This is a genomic window from Bacillus sp. GS3m_15504 (assembly GCF_055825275.1).
Genome location: NZ_JBVVNL010000001.1, coordinates 2,134,832 through 2,154,299, shown reverse-complemented (window position 1 = coordinate 2,154,299; position 19,468 = coordinate 2,134,832). Strand labels below are relative to the sequence as shown.

The 19,468-nt window shown below is 31.6% G+C and carries 15 protein-coding genes, 1 riboswitch and 1 other annotated feature; of the genes, 12 read left to right on the top strand and 3 right to left on the bottom strand.

Translation table 11 applies throughout. The annotated features are described in order from the left end of the window. Positions 1–80 precede the first annotated feature (80 nt). From AC0L0O_RS11285 to AC0L0O_RS11270, 4 genes are all read left to right on the top strand, one after another. Positions 81–932: a Cof-type HAD-IIB family hydrolase gene (locus AC0L0O_RS11285; RefSeq protein WP_000766366.1), complete on the top strand. Its 852-nt coding sequence runs from the start codon at positions 81–83 to the stop codon at positions 930–932. A gap of 476 nt (positions 933–1,408) precedes the next feature. After that, on the top strand, positions 1,409–3,196 hold the full coding sequence (locus AC0L0O_RS11280) for a PAS domain-containing sensor histidine kinase (RefSeq protein WP_000994077.1): 1,788 nt from the start codon (positions 1,409–1,411) through the stop codon (positions 3,194–3,196). A gap of 222 nt (positions 3,197–3,418) precedes the next feature. Beyond that, positions 3,419–5,545 (top strand): peptidoglycan D,D-transpeptidase FtsI family protein, encoded by a 2,127-nt coding sequence (locus AC0L0O_RS11275; RefSeq protein ID WP_087963738.1) that lies wholly within the window; start codon positions 3,419–3,421, stop codon positions 5,543–5,545. A 336-nt stretch (positions 5,546–5,881) separates the two neighbouring features. Beyond that, positions 5,882–7,060, top strand: a complete 1,179-nt coding sequence (locus tag AC0L0O_RS11270) for a macrolide family glycosyltransferase (protein WP_000932126.1) — start codon at positions 5,882–5,884, stop codon at positions 7,058–7,060. A 49-nt stretch (positions 7,061–7,109) separates the two neighbouring features. Here AC0L0O_RS11270 and AC0L0O_RS11265 read toward each other — a convergent pair whose 3' ends face one another. Next, on the bottom strand, positions 7,110–7,790 hold the full coding sequence (locus AC0L0O_RS11265) for an aspartate/glutamate racemase family protein (protein WP_000864377.1): 681 nt from the start codon (positions 7,788–7,790) through the stop codon (positions 7,110–7,112). 153 nt (positions 7,791–7,943) lie between these two features. Continuing rightward, positions 7,944–8,059, top strand: a riboswitch (SAM riboswitch). A 139-nt stretch (positions 8,060–8,198) separates the two neighbouring features. Here AC0L0O_RS11265 and AC0L0O_RS11260 point away from each other — a divergent pair. From AC0L0O_RS11260 to AC0L0O_RS11245, 4 genes are all read left to right on the top strand, one after another. Continuing rightward, positions 8,199–8,747 (top strand): ECF-type riboflavin transporter substrate-binding protein, encoded by a 549-nt coding sequence (locus AC0L0O_RS11260; protein ID WP_001081091.1) that lies wholly within the window; start codon positions 8,199–8,201, stop codon positions 8,745–8,747. Between the two features lie 10 nt (positions 8,748–8,757). Beyond that, positions 8,758–10,458, top strand: coding sequence for an ABC transporter ATP-binding protein (locus AC0L0O_RS11255; protein ID WP_087963739.1), 1,701 nt, complete (start codon positions 8,758–8,760; stop codon positions 10,456–10,458). Next, the gene (locus AC0L0O_RS11250) at positions 10,451–11,251 is read left to right on the top strand and encodes an energy-coupling factor transporter transmembrane component T family protein (protein WP_000282898.1); all 801 of its coding nucleotides are present in this window, start codon (positions 10,451–10,453) and stop codon (positions 11,249–11,251) included. Before AC0L0O_RS11255 ends, AC0L0O_RS11250 begins: the two co-directional genes overlap by 8 nt. 135 nt (positions 11,252–11,386) lie before the next feature. Continuing rightward, entirely contained in the window at positions 11,387–11,494 is a 108-nt protein-coding gene (locus tag AC0L0O_RS11245; RefSeq protein ID WP_000120182.1) for a YjcZ family sporulation protein, read from the top strand. A 92-nt stretch (positions 11,495–11,586) separates the two neighbouring features. Here AC0L0O_RS11245 and AC0L0O_RS11240 read toward each other — a convergent pair whose 3' ends face one another. Together AC0L0O_RS11240 and AC0L0O_RS11235 are read right to left on the bottom strand one after the other, a co-directional pair. Then, positions 11,587–12,855, bottom strand: a complete 1,269-nt coding sequence (locus AC0L0O_RS11240; RefSeq protein WP_001012261.1) for a sensor histidine kinase — start codon at positions 12,853–12,855, stop codon at positions 11,587–11,589. Positions 12,856–12,942: 87 nt separating this feature from the next. Continuing rightward, a complete protein-coding gene (locus AC0L0O_RS11235; RefSeq protein WP_000651943.1) occupies positions 12,943–13,824 on the bottom strand; it encodes a serine/threonine protein kinase in 882 nt (293 codons plus the stop codon). A gap of 127 nt (positions 13,825–13,951) precedes the next feature. On the opposite strand from AC0L0O_RS11235, the gene AC0L0O_RS11230 reads away from it, so the two are divergent. The 4 genes from AC0L0O_RS11230 to AC0L0O_RS11215 all read left to right on the top strand — a co-directional run bounded on the left by AC0L0O_RS11230 (position 13,952) and on the right by AC0L0O_RS11215 (position 18,940). After that, positions 13,952–14,464 (top strand): GrpB family protein, encoded by a 513-nt coding sequence (locus tag AC0L0O_RS11230; RefSeq protein WP_000437679.1) that lies wholly within the window; start codon positions 13,952–13,954, stop codon positions 14,462–14,464. 170 nt (positions 14,465–14,634) lie between these two features. Next, entirely contained in the window at positions 14,635–15,624 is a 990-nt protein-coding gene (locus AC0L0O_RS11225; protein WP_000644533.1) for a zinc-binding dehydrogenase, read from the top strand. 261 nt (positions 15,625–15,885) lie between these two features. Further along, entirely contained in the window at positions 15,886–16,485 is a 600-nt protein-coding gene (locus AC0L0O_RS11220; protein ID WP_001110150.1) for an undecaprenyl-diphosphatase, read from the top strand. A gap of 316 nt (positions 16,486–16,801) precedes the next feature. Then, a complete protein-coding gene (locus AC0L0O_RS11215; RefSeq protein WP_000549346.1) occupies positions 16,802–18,940 on the top strand; it encodes a penicillin-binding protein in 2,139 nt (712 codons plus the stop codon). 210 nt (positions 18,941–19,150) lie between these two features. Continuing rightward, positions 19,151–19,409: a binding site (T-box leader), on the top strand. The last annotated feature ends 59 nt before the right edge of the window (positions 19,410–19,468 follow it).

The window sequence follows — 19,468 nt, the reverse complement described above, 5'->3', positions numbered from 1 at the left end:
GTACTTCACGAAATCAGTATGAAAACGATACCTTTCGTTTAATATAAATTCGTGTATATATAGAAAGTGGTGAAGAAATAATGAAATTAATCGCAATTGATTTAGATGGAACCCTTCTTTCGGGGAATAAAATGATTAGTAAAGAGAATGCAGAAGCGATTCGAAAATGCCAGGAAGCGGGCCATGTTGTGGCAATTTGTACAGGACGTTCTATAGTCGACATTGAACGATTGTTGCTAGAAGTGAATTTAGAGTGTCCAATTATTGCTGAAAATGGTGCGCTTATATATAAAGATAAAAAAATGATGAAACGATATCCAATTCAAAATATGCAAGCACTTGAGATTGTGAATTATCTTGAAGAGAATGGTTTATATTATCAGCTTTATACTGATAAAGGTGTGTACGTACCAGATTATGGAGTAGAGAGTGTACGTAATGAAATAGAATATGTGAAGAATTCAAAAGAAAATTTCGACTTGAAAGAATTAGAAACGATTGCAGCATTATACCTTGAACATACAGCGTTTCTTAGTGCAGAAAGTTGTAAACCAATTGTAGAAACTGATATACACGTGCATAAGCTTTTACCATTTTCTTATGACATGGAAAAATTAAAAAAGTTAAAAGAAACGTTTCTGCATAATACGGATTTAGCAATTACATCTTCATATTGGCATAATTTAGAGATTAATCACCGAGATGCTCAAAAAGGAAATGGACTATATACTTTAGCAGAACATCTGAATATTCCAGTTGAAAATACTGTAGCAATAGGTGATGGGCTGAACGATGTATCTATGATGGAAAAAGCAAATATATCAATTGCAATGGGAAATGCAGTTGAAGAAATAAAAGCGATGTGTCAATACGAAACATTGACTAATGAAGAACACGGTGTCGCACATGCTTTATATAAATATGTAATGTAATATAAAAAGAAAAAAAGAATCTAAATAGATTCTTTTTTTCTTTTTATTAGGGGTAAGGTATTCTATGAGATTCATAGAAGCCTTATTACATTTTATTATATAGAATATATTGGAATAAATGTTTATATTTTTCATACTAATTGTGAAAATTTTATGAACTTTATATTTAATGTATTTTTATACTGCTACTAGTGCGTATGAATCCATGTTAAAACTTAACGAATGAAAGGACGTTAAGGAGAGTTTTTGCAACAAAGAAGATCATGATTGGATCGGATAATAGTCAATCGGAGATGAATAAAACTTACTAATTAGAGTTTCAAATTGGACGGATATTCTTTTCTGATTTTAATTGAAAAATAAAATTTATTCGAATAATTATTCTTCAGCTATATACCTATAGGCACATTCTTCGTATAATGGAGAAGTATGAATTTTAAATTTGTATGAATTTTACATATTGAGGTGAAAAAGGAATGAATGCGCGGCTAATGGAACTTATTGATGTGAGTACAATAGAAACCATGGCAGAACAATTTTATCAATTAACCAACATATCACATCAACTTCTTGATGCTGAAAAAGAATGTATATTTTCATTTGGAATAAATGAAAAGAAAATATGTAAACTTCCCAAAATTGAAATCCCCATTTTTTTATACAATCAATATTTAGGATCTTTTGTTGTATGGTCTCAGAAAAGCGAAATTTTCAATTGCCAAAAATACTTTGAAATGCTTTCAAATCTAATTATAGATGGAGCAATGAAATGCTTTCAAAGTAAAAATACAACATTACTTACTCGAAAAGAGGAGGAACTACATACAATCCTACAAAACATGCCTGTTATGGTTGATGCGCTTGATTATAATGGAGACTTTGTTTTGTGGAATCGCGAATGTGAAATTGTAACAGGATATACTGCGGAAGAGGTAATTGGAAATCCAGACGCACTTCAATTACTGTATCCTGATCATAATTATCGTCATGAGATACAAAAGAAATTTTTGACTCGTGGAAAGAATTTTAGAGATTGGGAAATGCGCTTAACATGTAAAAATGGTGAAATTAAAACGATAATGTGGTCCAATATATCAGAACAGTTTCCTGTAAGTGGATTTAGCTATTGGGCTGTTGGTGTAGATATTACACATTTAAAAGCAATAGAAGAGAAATTAAAACAACAAACGTCTGAATTGGAATTAATTTTTCAAGCTTTACCAGATTTATGTTTCTTAACAGAAGATGATGGAACAATTATTGATTATAAAGCAGGATCCCCCACAAAATTTTACGTACCCGCAGAAGCTTTTATGGGAAAAAAGTTTTACGAAGTATTACCATCTTCAGTAGCACAAAAACTTCAAGAAGCAATTTGTCAAGTAAAAGAAAAAGGAACAAATGTAATTGTTGAATATCCACTTACAATTAATGAAAGTATCGATTTCTTTGAAGCTAGATGTTTACCTTTATTGCATGATAAAATTATGATTATTGTACGGGATATTACAGAGCGAAAAAAGACAGAAGAATTGCTAAATAAATCAGATACACTTGCAGCAATCGGTCAATTAGCAGCTGGTGTAGCTCATGAAGTTAGGAATCCATTAACAGTCATTAAAGGGTTTATACAGTTATTCCAAATTAATAAAGAAGATCAAGAAAAATATTTTGATCTAATGCTTTCTGAAATTGAAAGAATAGAAGCGATTCTTCAAGAGTTTTTGTCGATTGCTAAAACAGACGAAATAAGTACCGAAAAGAAAAATATTTATCAAATATTTAAAAATGTCGTCTCATTAATAAATACAAAAGCAATTATGACAAATATTCAAGTTGAATTATATACAGATTCCAAAGATATAATCATTGAATGCTCAGAAAATCAACTGAAACAAGTATTTATTAACATTTTGCAAAATTCGATCGAAGCTATGCCAGATGGCGGAAGAATTTCAATTCACATAAAAGAAATAGGTAAAGATGGTATCATTATTAGTGTAATTGATAAAGGAATAGGAATACCCGAAGAAAGAATTAAAAGATTAGGTGAACCGTTCTATAGTACGAAAGAAAAAGGTACCGGTATTGGATTGATGTTAAGTTATAAAATTATTGAAAGTCATCAAGGGAATATAAGTATTATGAGTGAGGTTGGTGTCGGGACAACAGTAACGATTTACTTGCCAAAAATTCAGAGTAAAAAGCCTTTATCAAATTATGGTGATAGATTAGAATCAATACGTTCAATTATTAACTCTTAAATTATTAAATACCCAATAACGAAAAGTTAAGCTTTTCGTTATTGGGTATTTTTGTATTTAATTTAGAAAACTTTACCTTTTCTTTAGATTTGCTTTAATTTCTATTAAGTTTTTATCAATATATTAGTATTTGTGCAAGGTAATGTATAGAAAACGTACATTACTTTTAATATATAGATTCAATTATTAATAGAAATACAGTGAGGAGGAGATTATGCCAAGGTGAAAAAACAAGAGAAAAAAAGTGGTAGAGCAGTAACAATGCGGTTAAACATTCTATTTTTTTGTGTATTTATATTATTTTCTGCCATGATCATACAATTAGGTAAAGTACAAATTATCGATGGTGAGACGTATAAAAATGAAGTAGAGAAGAGAGAAAATGCAACGGTAAGCCTTTCTGTCCCGCGTGGAAAAATATTTGATCGAGAAGGGAATCCAGTAGTTGATAATAAGTCTTTACGTACAATTACATATACAAAGATGAAAGGTGTAAAATCAGAAGAAATATTAAAAACAGCAAGACAACTTGCAGACATAATTGAAATACCACAAGAAGATATAGATAAACTAACTGAGACGGATAAGAAAGATTTTTGGATGCAATTAAATCCGATACTAACCGAAAAATTAGTATCTAAAAAAGAAATAAATAAGTTCAGAGATAAAGATATTACCGGGAAAAATTTAGATAAAAAAATTGAAGAGTTAAAAAGAAAACGAGTTACGGATAAAAATCTTCAGGATTTAACAGATAAAGATATAAAAGTGTTAGCTATTAAAAGTAAGATGACTTCTGGTTATCAAATGGCTCCACAAATTATTAAAAAAGACGTTAGTGAAAAGGAATTTACTATAATTAGTGAAGGTTTGGCGAATCTCCCAGGTGTAGACGTGTCGGTTGATTGGGAGAGAGTGTATGTGAATGATGGATTATTCCGATCCGTTCTTGGAAATGTTTCTAATTCTGATGAAGGATTACCAAGTGAACGATTAGATTATTACTTAGTACGTGATTATAGCCGAAATGATAGGGTTGGAAAAAGTTATATCGAGCAGCAATATGAAGATGTACTTCATGGTACAAAAAAAGAAGTAAGAAGCGTTGCAGATAAACAAGGTACTACAATTAGAACGGAGACAATTTCGGAGGGAAAGAGCGGTAAGAACTTAACTTTAACAATAGATATGGAATTACAGAAAAAAGTAGAAGAAAGTATAGAAAAAATATTAAAGGCATATAAAGGATCAGAATCCATGTTGGACCGTGCTTTCGTTGTAATGATGAATCCGAAAAACGGACAAGTATTATCAATGGCTGGGAAAAGACTTGTAGAAAAAGACGGGAAAACAGAAATTGAAGACTATGCATTAGGTACAATGACTAGTTCATATGAGTTGGGATCAACAGTTAAAGGTGCCACAGTTTTAACTGGATTTGAAACGAAAGCTATAACACCAGGTACTTATTTTTATGATGCACCTATGAAGTTTAAAGGTACTAGGGAGAAGAAGTCTTGGAAAGAGTTTGGAAATATTGATGATTTAAGAGCGTTACAAGTCTCTTCAAACGTTTATATGTTCCATACAGCATTAAAAATTGCAGGTGTGGATTATGTGAGAAATAGTTCATTAAATATTAAACAGGAATACTTTGATAAAATGAGGTACTATTTTAGACAATTCGGATTAGGTGTTCCAACGGGTATTGATTTACCGAATGAAACAGCTGGACAAATTGGTAAAAAAGATAATCAACCTGGTTTCTTATTAGATTACTCAATTGGCCAGTACGACACGTATACACCACTTCAGCTCGTACAGTATATTTCAACAATTGCAAACGGCGGATATCGAATGAAGCCACAAATTGTTCAAGAGGTAAGAGAGCAAACTTCGCAAAAAGATGAGATTGGTAAAGTTGTGCATGCAGTAGAACCAATAGTTTTAAATAAAGTTGATATGAAAGAGGAATATATAAAGCAAGTAAAAGAAGGATTTAGAAAGGTATTCCAAGATGGAGATGGAACAGGAGTAAGAGCGTTCCAAAAAGCATCTTATAAACCAGCAGGTAAAACAGGAACAGCACAGACAGTATACGGTGGAGAAAGTGATATTGGAAGAAATGAAAAGGGCGAGAGAAGAGAATGTTATAACTTAACGTTAGCAGGGTATGCGCCATATGATAATCCAGAAGTAGCGTTTTCCGTAGTTGTGCCGTGGGTTATGAATGATAAATCTGGTATTAACTCTGATATTGGAAAAGAAGTTTTGGATGCTTATTTTGAATTGAAAAATAAGCGATTGACTGGAGAAACTTTACAAAAAGATAGCTCTCAAGAAGGTTAAAACATATGAAATAGTATAGAAATTAGAGTCGTTTAATTTAGGGATAGATTCAAAATGGGTGATAGAAAGGTAAAAACATTCTATCAATTGTTCACGTTTTATAAAAAAAATCATATATTGATAGCATAGGACAAGCTGAAAAGCTTATTCTAACCTCACAGAACACTCCTTATCACGGTTAGGCATCTACTTATGTAGATGCCTTTTTTAATTAAATAACTGATAATTATTTATCAATCTAAAGTAGCAAGTATATTAGGACTATTAGGGGAAGATTGACGGTAATCATTACAGTATGATTAATAAGAGTGTTGAAATGTAAGGAGTGAGAAAGAAATGCTAAATATTTTAATGATTAATTTTCCAGCAGAGGGACATGTAAACCCGACATTAAGTTTAGTCAAAGCCTTTACTGAACGGGGGGATCACGTACACTATATTACAACAGAACACTTTAAAGGCAGAATTGAAGATTTGGGAGCTACTGTATATACCCATCCAGATTTATTAAAGGATATTTCTATTGATACTGAAACTTCATATGGATTGAACTCTTTCTTTCATGTACATGTTCAAACTTCTTTATATATATTAGAAATTACGAAACAATTATGTGAAAGCATTAATTTTGATTTCGTAATTTATGATATATTTGGTGCTGGAGAGTTAGTAAAGGAGTATTTACAAATTCCAGGCATAGTTTCTTCTCCTATATTTTTAATTCCTACTGAATTTTTGGAGACTTTACCTTTTCATCCTAATGCAGAAATACCATTCCAACCTGATGAAATTTCTGAACAGTTACTATATCGAATGGAACATGAATTTGGAGTAAAGCCTAAAAACAATCTTCAATTTATGCATAACAAGGGAGATATTACTCTTGTGTACACAAGTCGTTACTTCCAACCTAATAGCGATTTGTTTGGAGAAAATAACATTTTTATTGGACCAAGTATTTCAAAGCGTAAAACAAATGTAGAGTTTCCACTTGAATTGCTTAAAGGTAAGAAAGTTATTTATATTTCAATGGGGACACTGCTTGAAGGACTTGAACCATTCTTTAATACTTGTATTGATACTTTCTCAGATTTTAAAGGGGTAGTTGTAATGGCAATTGGTGATAGAAATGATCGTTCTAAAATTAAGAAAGCGCCAGACAATTTTATAATTGCTTCATACGTACCCCAATCAGAAATATTAAATGAAGCAGATGTTTTTATTACACATGGCGGCATGAACAGTGTACACGACGCTATTTATTTTAATGTCCCATTTGTCATCATTCCACATGATAAAGATCAACCGATGATAGCACAAAGATTAACTGAGCTTGAAGCCGCACATAGGTTATTGAAAGAGCATGTTAATGTACAAAGTTTAAAAGAAGCGGTAACAGACGTACTTTTAAATGAAAAGTATAAACATGGTATACGAAAATTAAAAGATAGCTTTTTACAATGTGGTGGTGCAAAAGAAGCAATCTCAGTTATTAAATCTCTATTAAATAAATAGTGTAAATCATATAAAAGCATAGAGGCTCAACCTTTATGCTTTTATATGATTATCCTGCAAACTGCACAGCAGTATTTGCATGTAAAAAAGCAGTATCAAACACAGGAACAGTAAGATCGTTTTGGGAAATAAGCAGTGGAATTTCGGTGCAGCCTAGTAGTATACCTTCTGCGCCATTTTGAATTAATGATTTTGTAATTTGTAATAGCTTTTCTTTTGATATTTCTGAAATAATCCCTTTACTTAATTCATTTAAAATTACATGATGAATAAAATTTCTGTCCTCTTCATTTGGGATGATTGTCTCAATGTTATAGTTTGCTAGTCGTGATTTATAGAAGTCTTGTTCCATCGTTTGTTTCGTACCCAATAGTCCGATACGCTTAATATTCTGTTCTACCATTTCTTTAGCACTTATATCACCAATATGAAGAAGCGGGATGGATATTGCACTTTCTACCTCTTCAGCAAATAAATGGACAGTATTAGAACACATTAATAAACAGTCAGCTCCAGATTTTTCAACTTTTTTTGCAACTGTGACTAATGCATTTTTCACTTCTTCATATTGATGATTTTGTAATAAAGTAGTTACTTCACCAAAGTCCATGCTATATAAAACAAGCTTTGCATTTTGATCATATTGAGAGAGTGTAAGTGTATTAATATGTTTATAATATAATGATGTAGATTCCCAACTTAGTCCGCCAATTAAACCAATTACTTTCATCGTACATTCCTCCCGTAACTATTTTAAATTTATTATTTCATAATTCCGATAAGAATACAATGATTTAAACGTACCGTTGAACAAAAAATAAAAATAATTAGAAAAGTGTTGAAATTTATACTTCTTAATGCCATAATACGAATTACAAATTAATACTTATCCAGAGAGGTGGAGGGAACGGCCCTATGAAACCTCAGCAACCCCTATGTAAATGCATAGGAAGGTGCTAATTCCGCAGAGAACACGTTGTGTTTTTTGGAAGATAAGAGGATTCTTGAACGTGAAAGAAAATGACCTCTTATGTAAGAGGTCATTTTTTGTTGTATAGAAAGGGAGTGTCGATGCATAATTCATTTTCAAAATAAATATAGAGTAATAAAAGTTGACTATTAAGAGAGGGGAATTATAATGAACAGATTATCAACAAAATTAGTAGTAGCAATCGGAATTGGATCAGCATTATACGGGATATTAGGACTTTGGGGATTTTCTATTGCTCCAAATACATTTATTAAACCTGCATTAGCTATTTTAACCGTTTTTGGAGCGTTATTTGGTCCAGTAGCAGGACTGTTAATAGGACTTATCGGTCATACCGTAACAGACATAATCGCTGGCTGGGGTATTTGGTGGGGATGGGTTATTAGTTCAGGCATTATTGGCTTTACAATGGGGTTCATTCAAAAAAGAGTTGGCTTTAGTGTGAAAAACGGGACATATAATAAGGGAGATATTTCTTATTTAGCCATTACTGGCTTAATTGGAATTGTCATTGCTATTATATTTGCTGGGGCATTCGATATTATTGTGATGGGAGAACCGTTTGATAAAATTGTTATACAAGTGTTAGGTGCAACAATTGCTGACGTTATTGTATTTTTAGTTCTTGGATTGCCAATTACAATAGGCCTAGCTAAATCGAATAAGAAACATACACATTTAAAAATTGAAAAGTAGGGATATTAAAATGCAACCAATTATTTCTTTTGAACAATTCAACTTTCAATATAAGCATGCAGCGCAGCCCACTGTTAAAGACATTACATTTCATATATATCCTGGGGAAAAAGTGCTAATTGCTGGACGAAGTGGTTCAGGGAAATCAACGTTAGCTCATTGTATGAATGGGCTAATCCCATTTTCTTATGAAGGGACTAGTACTGGTAATATTTTAATTGCTGGAAAAGACCCGAGGAAAAAGAGTGTTTTTGAACTGAGTAAACATGTAGGCACAATTTTGCAAGATCAAGATGCACAATTTATTGGTCTTACAGTAGAAGAAGATGTAGCCTTTTATTTAGAAAATGAATGTGTAAATCAGGATGAAATGAAAAAGATTGTCTCGGAGTCATTAAAAAAGGTAGGGATGCATACTTTTCATAAACAAAGTCCGCATGAATTATCTGGAGGGCAAAAACAAACTGTTTCTTTAGCGGGTTTGTTAACAACAAATGCTCCTATGTTATTGTTCGATGAACCGTTAGCAAATTTAGATCCAGCTAGCAGCTTACATACAATTGAACTTATTAAAAATATACATAAGCAATATAATAAAACAATTGTAATTATTGAACATCGAATAGAAGAAATGTTAAATCTGGATTTAGATAAGATCATTTTAATTGATGAAGGGGAAATTGTTGCGATCGACACACCAGAAAGAATTTTAGCGTCAAATATATTACCCTCAATCGGATTAAGAGAACCTATGTACATAGAAGGATTAAAAAGATTACATTTTGATAGTAATAATGACGTAATATATCCACTTGAAAATCTTCATAAGGAAAGTATTAGTGGCGTAATAAAAGAGTGGATGGAGAAAAAAGCTTTTTGTAAAGATACTCCTACAAAAAAAGAATTATTGAAAGTAGAGAATTTATCATTCTCATATCCTAATAAACAAAAAGGATTAGAGAATGTAAATTTATCCATATATGAAGGAGAAATTGTAGCAATTTTGGGCCATAACGGAGCTGGAAAATCAACATTAGCTCATAGTCTTATAGGAATAAACAAAACAAAAAATAGCAGGATTTTAATTGATGGAGTAAATATCAATTCTTGGTCTATACGTAAACGCGGTGAGATTATATCTTATGTCATGCAAAATCCAAATCATATGATTACACAATCTACTGTTATAGAAGAGGTTTCATTCACATTAAAATTAAAAAAGGTTTCAAAGGAAGAAATTAAGTTTAGAGCGGAGGAAGCGTTAAAAATTTGTGGTTTGTATCCATTTCGAAATTGGCCAATTCAGGCGTTAAGTTATGGACAAAAAAAGAGATTAACGATTGCATCTGTACTAACAGCAAATCCAAAACTTATCATATTAGATGAACCGACAGCGGGACAAGATTATTATCATTATAAACAGTTTATGTCGTTTATTAGAAAATTAGCTAAAAAGGGAATATCGTTTATTTTTATCACACACGATATGAATCTTGCATTGGAATATGCAGACAGGGCAATAGTTTTACACGAAGGGAGAATTATTGCGAATCATACCGCGTCCATTGTATTAGGACATCCAGCAACGTTACAAAGAGCGAACTTAAAGGAGAGCTCTTTATTCAAACTCGTTAAATTTAGTGGTATTGCAAATCCTGAAAAATTTATGGAACTTTATTTTGATGATATTAGGAGGGAGGAAGGTGTATAATACATATTTTCATCGCATGGATGGAGCAGTGAAATTGTTCTTATTTATTTTTTGTATGACGCTTACTTTTTTATTTTTTGATTTTCGCGTATTGTTATTTTTATTTTTCATTGGATGTATCGGACTTGTAGTTGCTAAAATTCCATTTCGTAAAATTTTTATTGTTTTTAGTGTTATATTTACATTTAGTTTATTAAATTCTGTCATGATTTTATTTATTACACCAACCCATGGATCTGAATTAACCGGATTGTATACTTCATTTATGTATATTGTATATGCAACAATTACATACGAAACATTATTTTATACAGCTACACTTTCGTTAAAGTATTTTACGTTATTACCATTTACACTTATTTTAATTTATACGACTAATCCAAGCGAATTTGTGAGTAGCTTAAGTAAATTTCGAGTTCATTATAAGATTATTTATGCAATAAATATTGCATTACGTTATATACCTGATATTCAATCTGAATATAAAGTTATTAAACATGCCCAAGAGGCGAGAGGAGTAGCTTTTGAAAAAGGAGAAGCAAGTTTATGGATTCGTATGAAAAACCGTATCTTAATTTTTTGGCCTTTAATTATTCATTCTCTAGAGAGAATCGATACAGTTTCAAATGCAATGGATTTAAGAGGATTTGGAAAGAAGAATACACGTACGTGGTTTTATACAAATAAAGCGAACAGCGGGGATTTCATTGCTTTATTTATAGGTGTTTTTATTTTAATTACTGCAGTATATTTAAAGTTACATGTATTTCAAAATTTCTGGTATCCATTTTAAAGCACTCTCAAATGAGTGCTTTTACTTATTTTTATATAGACATGCTCAAAAAAGGGATATTTACATAATGTATAATACGAACCAGTTAAAATGATCAACTACCTATTAGTTTTCAAACCAAAAGGAGGAGAAAATATGAGTTACGGTGGTTCTTGTGGTTTTGGTGGAGGTTTTGCTTTATTAGTTGTGTTGTTTATTTTATTAATTATCGTTGGATGCAGCTGCTGGGGCGGAGGGTACTAATTTCTAATTAGTCTCCACAAATGTAAACTAAAAAAACATAGAAGATACTTATGTATCGAAACAAATAAAAAAGGAGCATAATTGCTCCTTTTTTATTTGTTATCAGATGAGTTCTGACTACATTTCGGAAATGTAATTGTTAAAGTGGTACCTTTATTAACGACGCTTCGGATTCTTAAACTACCTTGCATCGTTTCAATGATCTTAACAGCAACCATTGTACCTAAGCCTGTACCTTTCGTTTTTGTACTAAAATACGGTTCACCAAATCGATTTACTTGCTCTTGTGACATACCAATTCCGCTATCTTCAATACGTATGATAACCTTATTATTACTAATAGATGAGGAGATATTTAAAGTACCGCCATTAGGCATTGCTTCAATACCATTTTTTATTAAATTTAAAAAACATTGCTGAAAGTGCTGTTTATTACCAACTATTGTTGCCATAGAGAAATCTTTTGTAATATGTATTGTATTCATATTACATAAAGGTAAGATCATATTAATAACTCGATTTAACTCTTGTTCTACTGAAATCTCATCTAATTTTTCTGAAGCAGGTTTGGCAAACGTTAAATAATCATCAATAATTCCTTGAGCACGATGTAATTCTTCTAGTATATGCTTAATATACTCATCTCTTGATTCTGGAGTTAAATTTGGTGTTTTTAAAAGTTGAGTAAATCCTTTTACGACAGTTAAGGGATTTCTTACTTCGTGCGATATACTAGCAGCGAGTTGGCTAACAATCTCCATTTTTTCCATTTTAATTAACTTCGATCGCATACATAATGCATCTTTTAAAACTTCATTAAAATAAACGACAAACAACATTAAAATAGTTGGTAATATTATGAAATAAATAATATACAAATTATTCACTTCAAAATCTGATAAAGTTAATACAATTACAGTTGTAAATATTGCCAGAAAAAATGTTAAAAACATTGCATAAGTTACTTTGATTTTTCTATTATACGTATTAAATTTTGCGGATGCGAATGCTGTAATGATAAACATTGTGCCATACACTACTATTGTTAACATACTAAATCCATAAAATGAAAATCTTGTAATTAATAAAATAGCAAACAATGTTATACCGACAGGAAAGCCACCATAAAGCGTACCTATTATAACGGGTATTTGTCTTAAATCATGAATACAATTTTCATCCATATAGATAGGATAACGCATACATAAAATAAGAGGGATACTCGTACAAAGTATAATAAGTAGTTTTTTATATTTCTTTAAATAGCGCCCGCTATCATATATAAAATAAAAAATAAATATACTACTTAAAATGTATAAAAGGTTATTTAACACGTGTTGATTGATATACACAAAGTTCATAATATCTGCCTCGTTATTTTTATTTCCTTTTCATATATATTATCATGATAATAGTATAAACTATATATTTGTTTGAATAATATAGGTTTATATCTTTTTAGTATTTGACACGCTTACCCACTCTTCATAAAATTCTTTAACTGATGCATATCGTTCGGTTCGGTTTTCATTTACTGCGCGATACGCTATTTCATATAAATCCCTACTTGCTTCCCATTCTGTAAAGGAGCGCTCTTTTCCACCACCTAAAATTGCGAAAGCCATTGCCCCCATATTAAATACATTTGTTCTCGAATCAATTATAGCGTTTAGCTCAAATTCTTCAGGAGACATAAAACGCGAGGAACCCCATAATCTTCCCATTTTATTCACAAATGGTTTTTTTGAATATAAATCAATATCACAAATCTTTGTCTCATTTGTGTGAAAATCATATAAAATACTACCGTCATAAAAATCTATCGCTACGTAGTTTTTCTTTTCGACATATGTATGGAAAGAAAAAATGGAATTTAAAGATTGAATCCGTTTTATAACAGGTAAATGCTTAAATTTATAAAATGGAGAGTTTGGATTTTTATATTTGTCAGGAGGCGGGAAACTCCAATGCGAATGAAGACATTCACCATCAAACCAATCAAAAATTAATACATATCCAGATTGAACTGGAAAATGATCGATTAGTTTTATAAGTGAGTCATGCATTAATTCCTCGTATAGGGAAACTGAACTTTTTAAGCGTTCAATAGCGTCTTTCATTGTTCCTTCATATGCAATTGTTCGTGCCCCTGCATATTTAATAAATTTCTTATGTCCGTCTCTTTCTACACCGAAAGATAGGTTACCTGAATCTTGTTGGTCAAAAACCGCAAATACGTTTCCTAATTTCAATAGCCAATCAAAATTATGATGTTCTTTTAACTGGAATGTAACTTGATTCAACTGAATTTCAACTGGAATATCTTTCATATTATACCTCGCATTTATTATAATTAAGTTATATCTTTCAGTATTCGACACATTTTGTAAAAATCCTATGTGAATCACATGAATTTTTGTAAATATAGTAATAAATAATTATAAGAAGGTGGATAAAATGGAACAACAAATCGTTATTAAACCATATGAAAAAGAGTGGCACGAAGAGTATTTAATAGAAAAAGAGAAATTTATTTCTTTATTCGGGGAAGATTGTATTGCTATTGAACATATAGGGAGCACATCTGTAAAAGGGCTAGGAGCGAAACCTTTAATTGATATGATGATTGGCGTAACAGATTTGCAAATTATCGAAAAGTGGATTGATGATCTATTAAAAATTGGATATGAGTATGTTCCAAAAGAAACATCTAATTGGCGTTTTTTTAGAAAGGGAAAATGGAGAGCGGGTACCCATCATTTGCACGTTTATATTTATAATAGTGACGAATGGAAAAACAATCTTTTATTTCGAGACTTTCTAACGAAACATGAGTGGGCACGTAATGAATATAGAGAATTAAAAGAGAAACTTGCAGCTACATATCCTTTTGATCGAGGTTCATATACAAGTGCAAAAGCGCCGTTTATTCAAAATATATTTGAATTGGCTAAAACTCAAAAAATTTAACATTACAGATTCTTATTAAAAAATTTAAAAAACCTCCTTCCTATGTTATTTATAGGGAGGAATTTTTCTTTTGTTATAACGATATACATTATTTCTAATTATTAGAGACAGATTAGTTTATTTATTTCGATATTTCTAGTACATTGAAAATATTAAGGGGGAATTAAGCAATGAAAGCAATTGTACATCAATATAAAAAAGGGGTAGAGGGATTAGAAAATAAATTCTTATCTGAAACACATCCTAATGCCGGGGAAGTAAAAGTAAAGTTAAAAGCAGCAGGATTAAATCATAGGGATTTATTTATTATAAACAATAGAAAAGAAATGGATCTACCGTTAGTAATAGGATCAGATGGTGCAGGTATTGTTACAGAAATAGGAGAAGGTGTTTCAGCTGATTTATTACAAGCCGAGGTTATTATTAATCCTAGTATTGGATGGGAGAATATCGCCGAAGTACCAGAGTTACCAGAGGTATTAGGGGGACCAAAAGATGGAACGTTTGCTGAATATGTAATAGTGCCCGCTGAAAATGTAGTGGGAAAACCGTCATATCTTACTTGGGAAGAGTCTGGCGTTTTGGCTTTATCGGCACTGACTGCATATAGAGCGCTTTTTACAAAGGGTAGATTGAAGTGTGGAGAACATGTTTTAATTCCGGGGATAGGCGGCGGTGTAGCGACATTTGCCATGTTATTTGCAAAAGCAATTGGCGCAAAAGTAAGTGTTACGTCAAGGGTAGAAAACAAAAGAAAGTTTGCCGAAACATATGGCGCAGACTTTTCTTTTAATAGTTCTGGAAATTGGGAAGAGAGTTTATGCGGAGGAAAAGTAGATTTAATAATTGATAGTATAGGTCCAGCAACATTCATAAAATACTTTGATGTATTAAACCCAAATGGGAGAATTGTTAATTTTGGTGCAAGTTCAGGAGATAAAATAGAATTACCTTTAAGAGCGTTATTTTATAACCAAATTGATATTATGGGAACATCTATGGGTAGCCGTGAGGAATTTGATGAAATGATTAGGTTTATAGAGAAATATAAGATTAAACCAATTATAGATAAAGTTTATTCGTTGGAAGAAGCAATTCAAGCGTTGAGCCGTATGGAGCAGGGAGAACAGTTCGGTAATATCGCTCTACGTATGGAATAAAAATATGATTTAATAACCTATGTTTTTATATGTATATGTTATGTAATATATACACTTTTAGTTAGTGGATTATATGATTTTAAAGGTTTTTCCATCATATATATTTTTAATGCATGTAAATAGTTACATAATTGTCAAATGAAAAATAGTAACATGAATAAAGTGAAAATCTAAATGTGTGTAAATGTTGTATACTGTGTAAATCAAGTAAACTTGTATCTTAATTTCAAGTAAAACAAGAAATTATAAGGAGAGAGTAATGTGAATTACACAGTATTTCAATGGATAAACAATTTAGCAGGTACATCTGTACTCTTAGATAAGGTAATGATTGCTATTACAAATAGTGCTGCATATGTGGCTATTCTATTCATGCTTATCTTATGGTTTCATAACGGAAAGAAAGAGAATGCGATAAGAAAACAATATACAGTGTTGTATACGACACTTTCAGTAATAATTGCATTGCTAGTAAATGTTTTTATTCATTTAGTATACTATCATCCACGTCCTTTTGTATCATATGATGTGAATCAATTAGTACCCCACGCAGAAAACTCATCCTTTGTTAGTGATCATTCTGTACTTGTATTATCGATTGCATTCATGTTTATTCTTAGAGGAGAAAAGTTAAGATATATTGCACTTTTGTGGGCAGTATTAGTTTGTATATCACGTTTGTATGTAGGTGTTCATTTTCCTTTAGATGTAATAGGTGCGGCTGTCATAACGATTTTAACAAGCTGTTTATTATTGCAGAAAAAACGTATATTTGAACCAATAGCAAAACTTGTTTTCAAAATGTATGCATTCGTAGCGAAACGAATTCGTTTTTTAGAGAAATATAACCATGTAGCTTAAATTTCATAACTAGCCTTTTATAGCTTAGGAAAAAATCCCCCTTTGGAAATTCAGAGGAGGATTTTTTGTTGTATACAAGTGAATAGATTACTTGCAATAACAATTTGAGTGTTATGCAAAAAAAGAGAATGAATATTCTTAAATTTCACGTACTGTATTTTAAGTATTTAAATAAACTGACAATAACTATAGCTAGTTTCACATTGTTTTAAAGGAATTCATACGAAAACTTCGAAACATATAGTATTGAAAGTAAAAATTACATATTTTAAAGCGCATCTTTGCATGTATCAATTAAAAAAGAAAGGAGCGAAATATGCATAAACTTCAAACGAATAAAGGCGCGCGCTATTTTATGATTGCTTTTATTGTTTTGTTTCTTATTATGCTTTTGCGTTTTTTCTATATTCAAGCCGTAGGGGTCGTACATAATGTGAATGTAAAGGATCTTGCAACGGAACAACATAATAAAAATGGTATTTTGGAAGCAAATCGTGGCACAATATATGATCAAGCTGGAAAAGTCTTAGTTCAAGATTCCACAACGTATCGTGTTGTTGTGAATTTGAAAGGTAATGGCAAATTGAAAAATAAAGATGAAACCGCAGCGCAATTAGCTGATGCGCTTGAAATTAATAAAGAAGATGTGTTAAAGAATTTCCATGAAGGGCGTACGCAAGTTGAAATTGGAAAAGTTGGTCGAAATTTAACGAGAGAAAAGAAAGAACAAATTAGAAAGTTAAAAATCCCGGGTGTATCTTTTATGCCTGAGAAAGCAAGGGTGTATCCGAATGAAGATTTTGCATCTTATATACTTGGTTTTGCTAGACCAGACGATAAAGGAAATACAGAAGGGAAATTTGGACTTGAAAAAAGTTTGGATAAATATTTGCGCTCGACAAACGGGAATATAGAGTATGTGGGAGGGCGAGGAGGTATCCCGCTTACAAATGATATAGGAAAAATAGAACCTGCTAAACATGGAAATAACGTATATCTTACGCTTGATAAACAAATTAATAGTTTTTTAGAAGAAGCGATGAATAAGGCGCAAGATCACTATGATCCTTCTATGTTATTAGGTATCATAGCGGATCCAAAGACGGGGAAAGTGTTAGCTATGTCTAGTAAACCTAGTTTTAACCCTAATAAAGGGGATATTGAATACTTTTTAAATGATCCAATCGCCAATGCATATGAACCAGGTTCAACGATGAAAGTATTTACGTTAGCTGCAGCAATTAATGAAGGGGTATATAACGGAAAAGAATATTTCCAATCCGGAAAATATGCAGTTGGTTCATCTGATATAAAAGATCATAATGGTGGATTTGGATGGGGATCTATTACATTTGATGAAGGTTTTGAAAGATCATCAAACGTAGCTTTTTCTATTTTAGAAGATCAGTTATTAAAACCAAATAAATTTAAGCAATATATGAACAAATTTGGTTTCAATCAAAAAACTGGAATAGATTTACCTGGTGAAAGTAAAAATACTTTACTATTAAATACACAAATTCAACAAGTAACAACTTCTTTCGGACAAGGTTCTACAGTAACTCCAATTCAATTAATCCAAGCCGCTACTGCTATAGCAAATGACGGAAAAATGATGCAACCATATATCGTTGACAAAGTTGTAAATCCAACAAACAAACAAGTTATTATGGAAAATCAACCGAAAGAAATTGGGAATCCGATAAAAAAAGAGACAGCGGACAAGGTAAGAGACTTAATGGAGCGTGTTATTACGTCTTCAAAAGGGACTGGTACAATGTATAAAGTGGATGGTTATCCAATAGGAGGTAAGACAGGAACAGCGCAAATTCCGAATCCTGAAAATGGACGATATATGGAAGGGAAAGAAAATTATATTTTTTCATTTTTAGGTATGGCTCCGATTGATGATCCGGAGTTAATTGTATACTTGGCAATTAAACAACCAAAGTTAAAGGGAGACGAGTATGGAGCTCAGCCGCTTGCTGAAATATTTAAACCAGTTGTGAAAAATAGCCTTGAATATTTAAAGGTGAAACCATACACAGAAAAACAAATGGCCGATGCAACGGAAAAATCCCAATTAAAAGTGCAAAACTATGTGAATCAATCCATGGATACGGTAGAGAATAATGTAAAAAAAGAGAGGCTCCAACCAATAACTTTAGGAGAAGGAAAAATAATAAAACAATATCCGCAGTCTGGCGAAGTAATGAGTGAAGGAGATCGAATATTTTTATTAGGAAAAAACGCTACGATGCCCAATTTACAAGGTTGGTCAATGCGTGATGTGATGTATTTTTCTAAACTATTAAAATTAGATTTAAAAACTTCAGGTACGGGATATGTAACAAGTCAAAGTATCAAAAAAGGACAAGCTATACAAGAAGGCGATGTATTGGAACTAGAATTAGAGCCACCGTTACAACCGTTAACAGAGGCAAATACAAATTAATTAGGATATGTGAAGGGTCTATATATAATAGACTCTTTTTTTAATGGTTTAAGTAATTTCACGCACCGTAATTTTTAGAAAAAATAATAAATAAGATTTTTAACAGTTACTAAAACAAAAAAACTTACATAAATAGTGAAATGACGCAACTATAAATATCTGATTATTTTATATTTACAGTTAAAATAAACTGTGATAATATGGAAAAAATCAAATGCAGTGAAGAGAAGAGTAAATAAGATGAATTTTTCACAGAGAGCTCCATTTAGCTGAAAAGGAGTAAAAATTCTTTATTGAACCAAGCCTCTGAGCAGCGCATCGGAATCTATTAATAGAGGGTGGTGTGACGGGAGCTCCCGTTATAGAGCTATGGTATAAGCATGAATGAAAATGCAGTACCAGATAAGGTTAATATGGTGACATATTAACAAACTAGGGTGGCACCGCGATGATAAATCTCGTCCCTAAGACTAAAAGTCTTGGGGGTGGGATTTTTTTATTGGTTTAAAACAATTTGAAAAGCGGGGG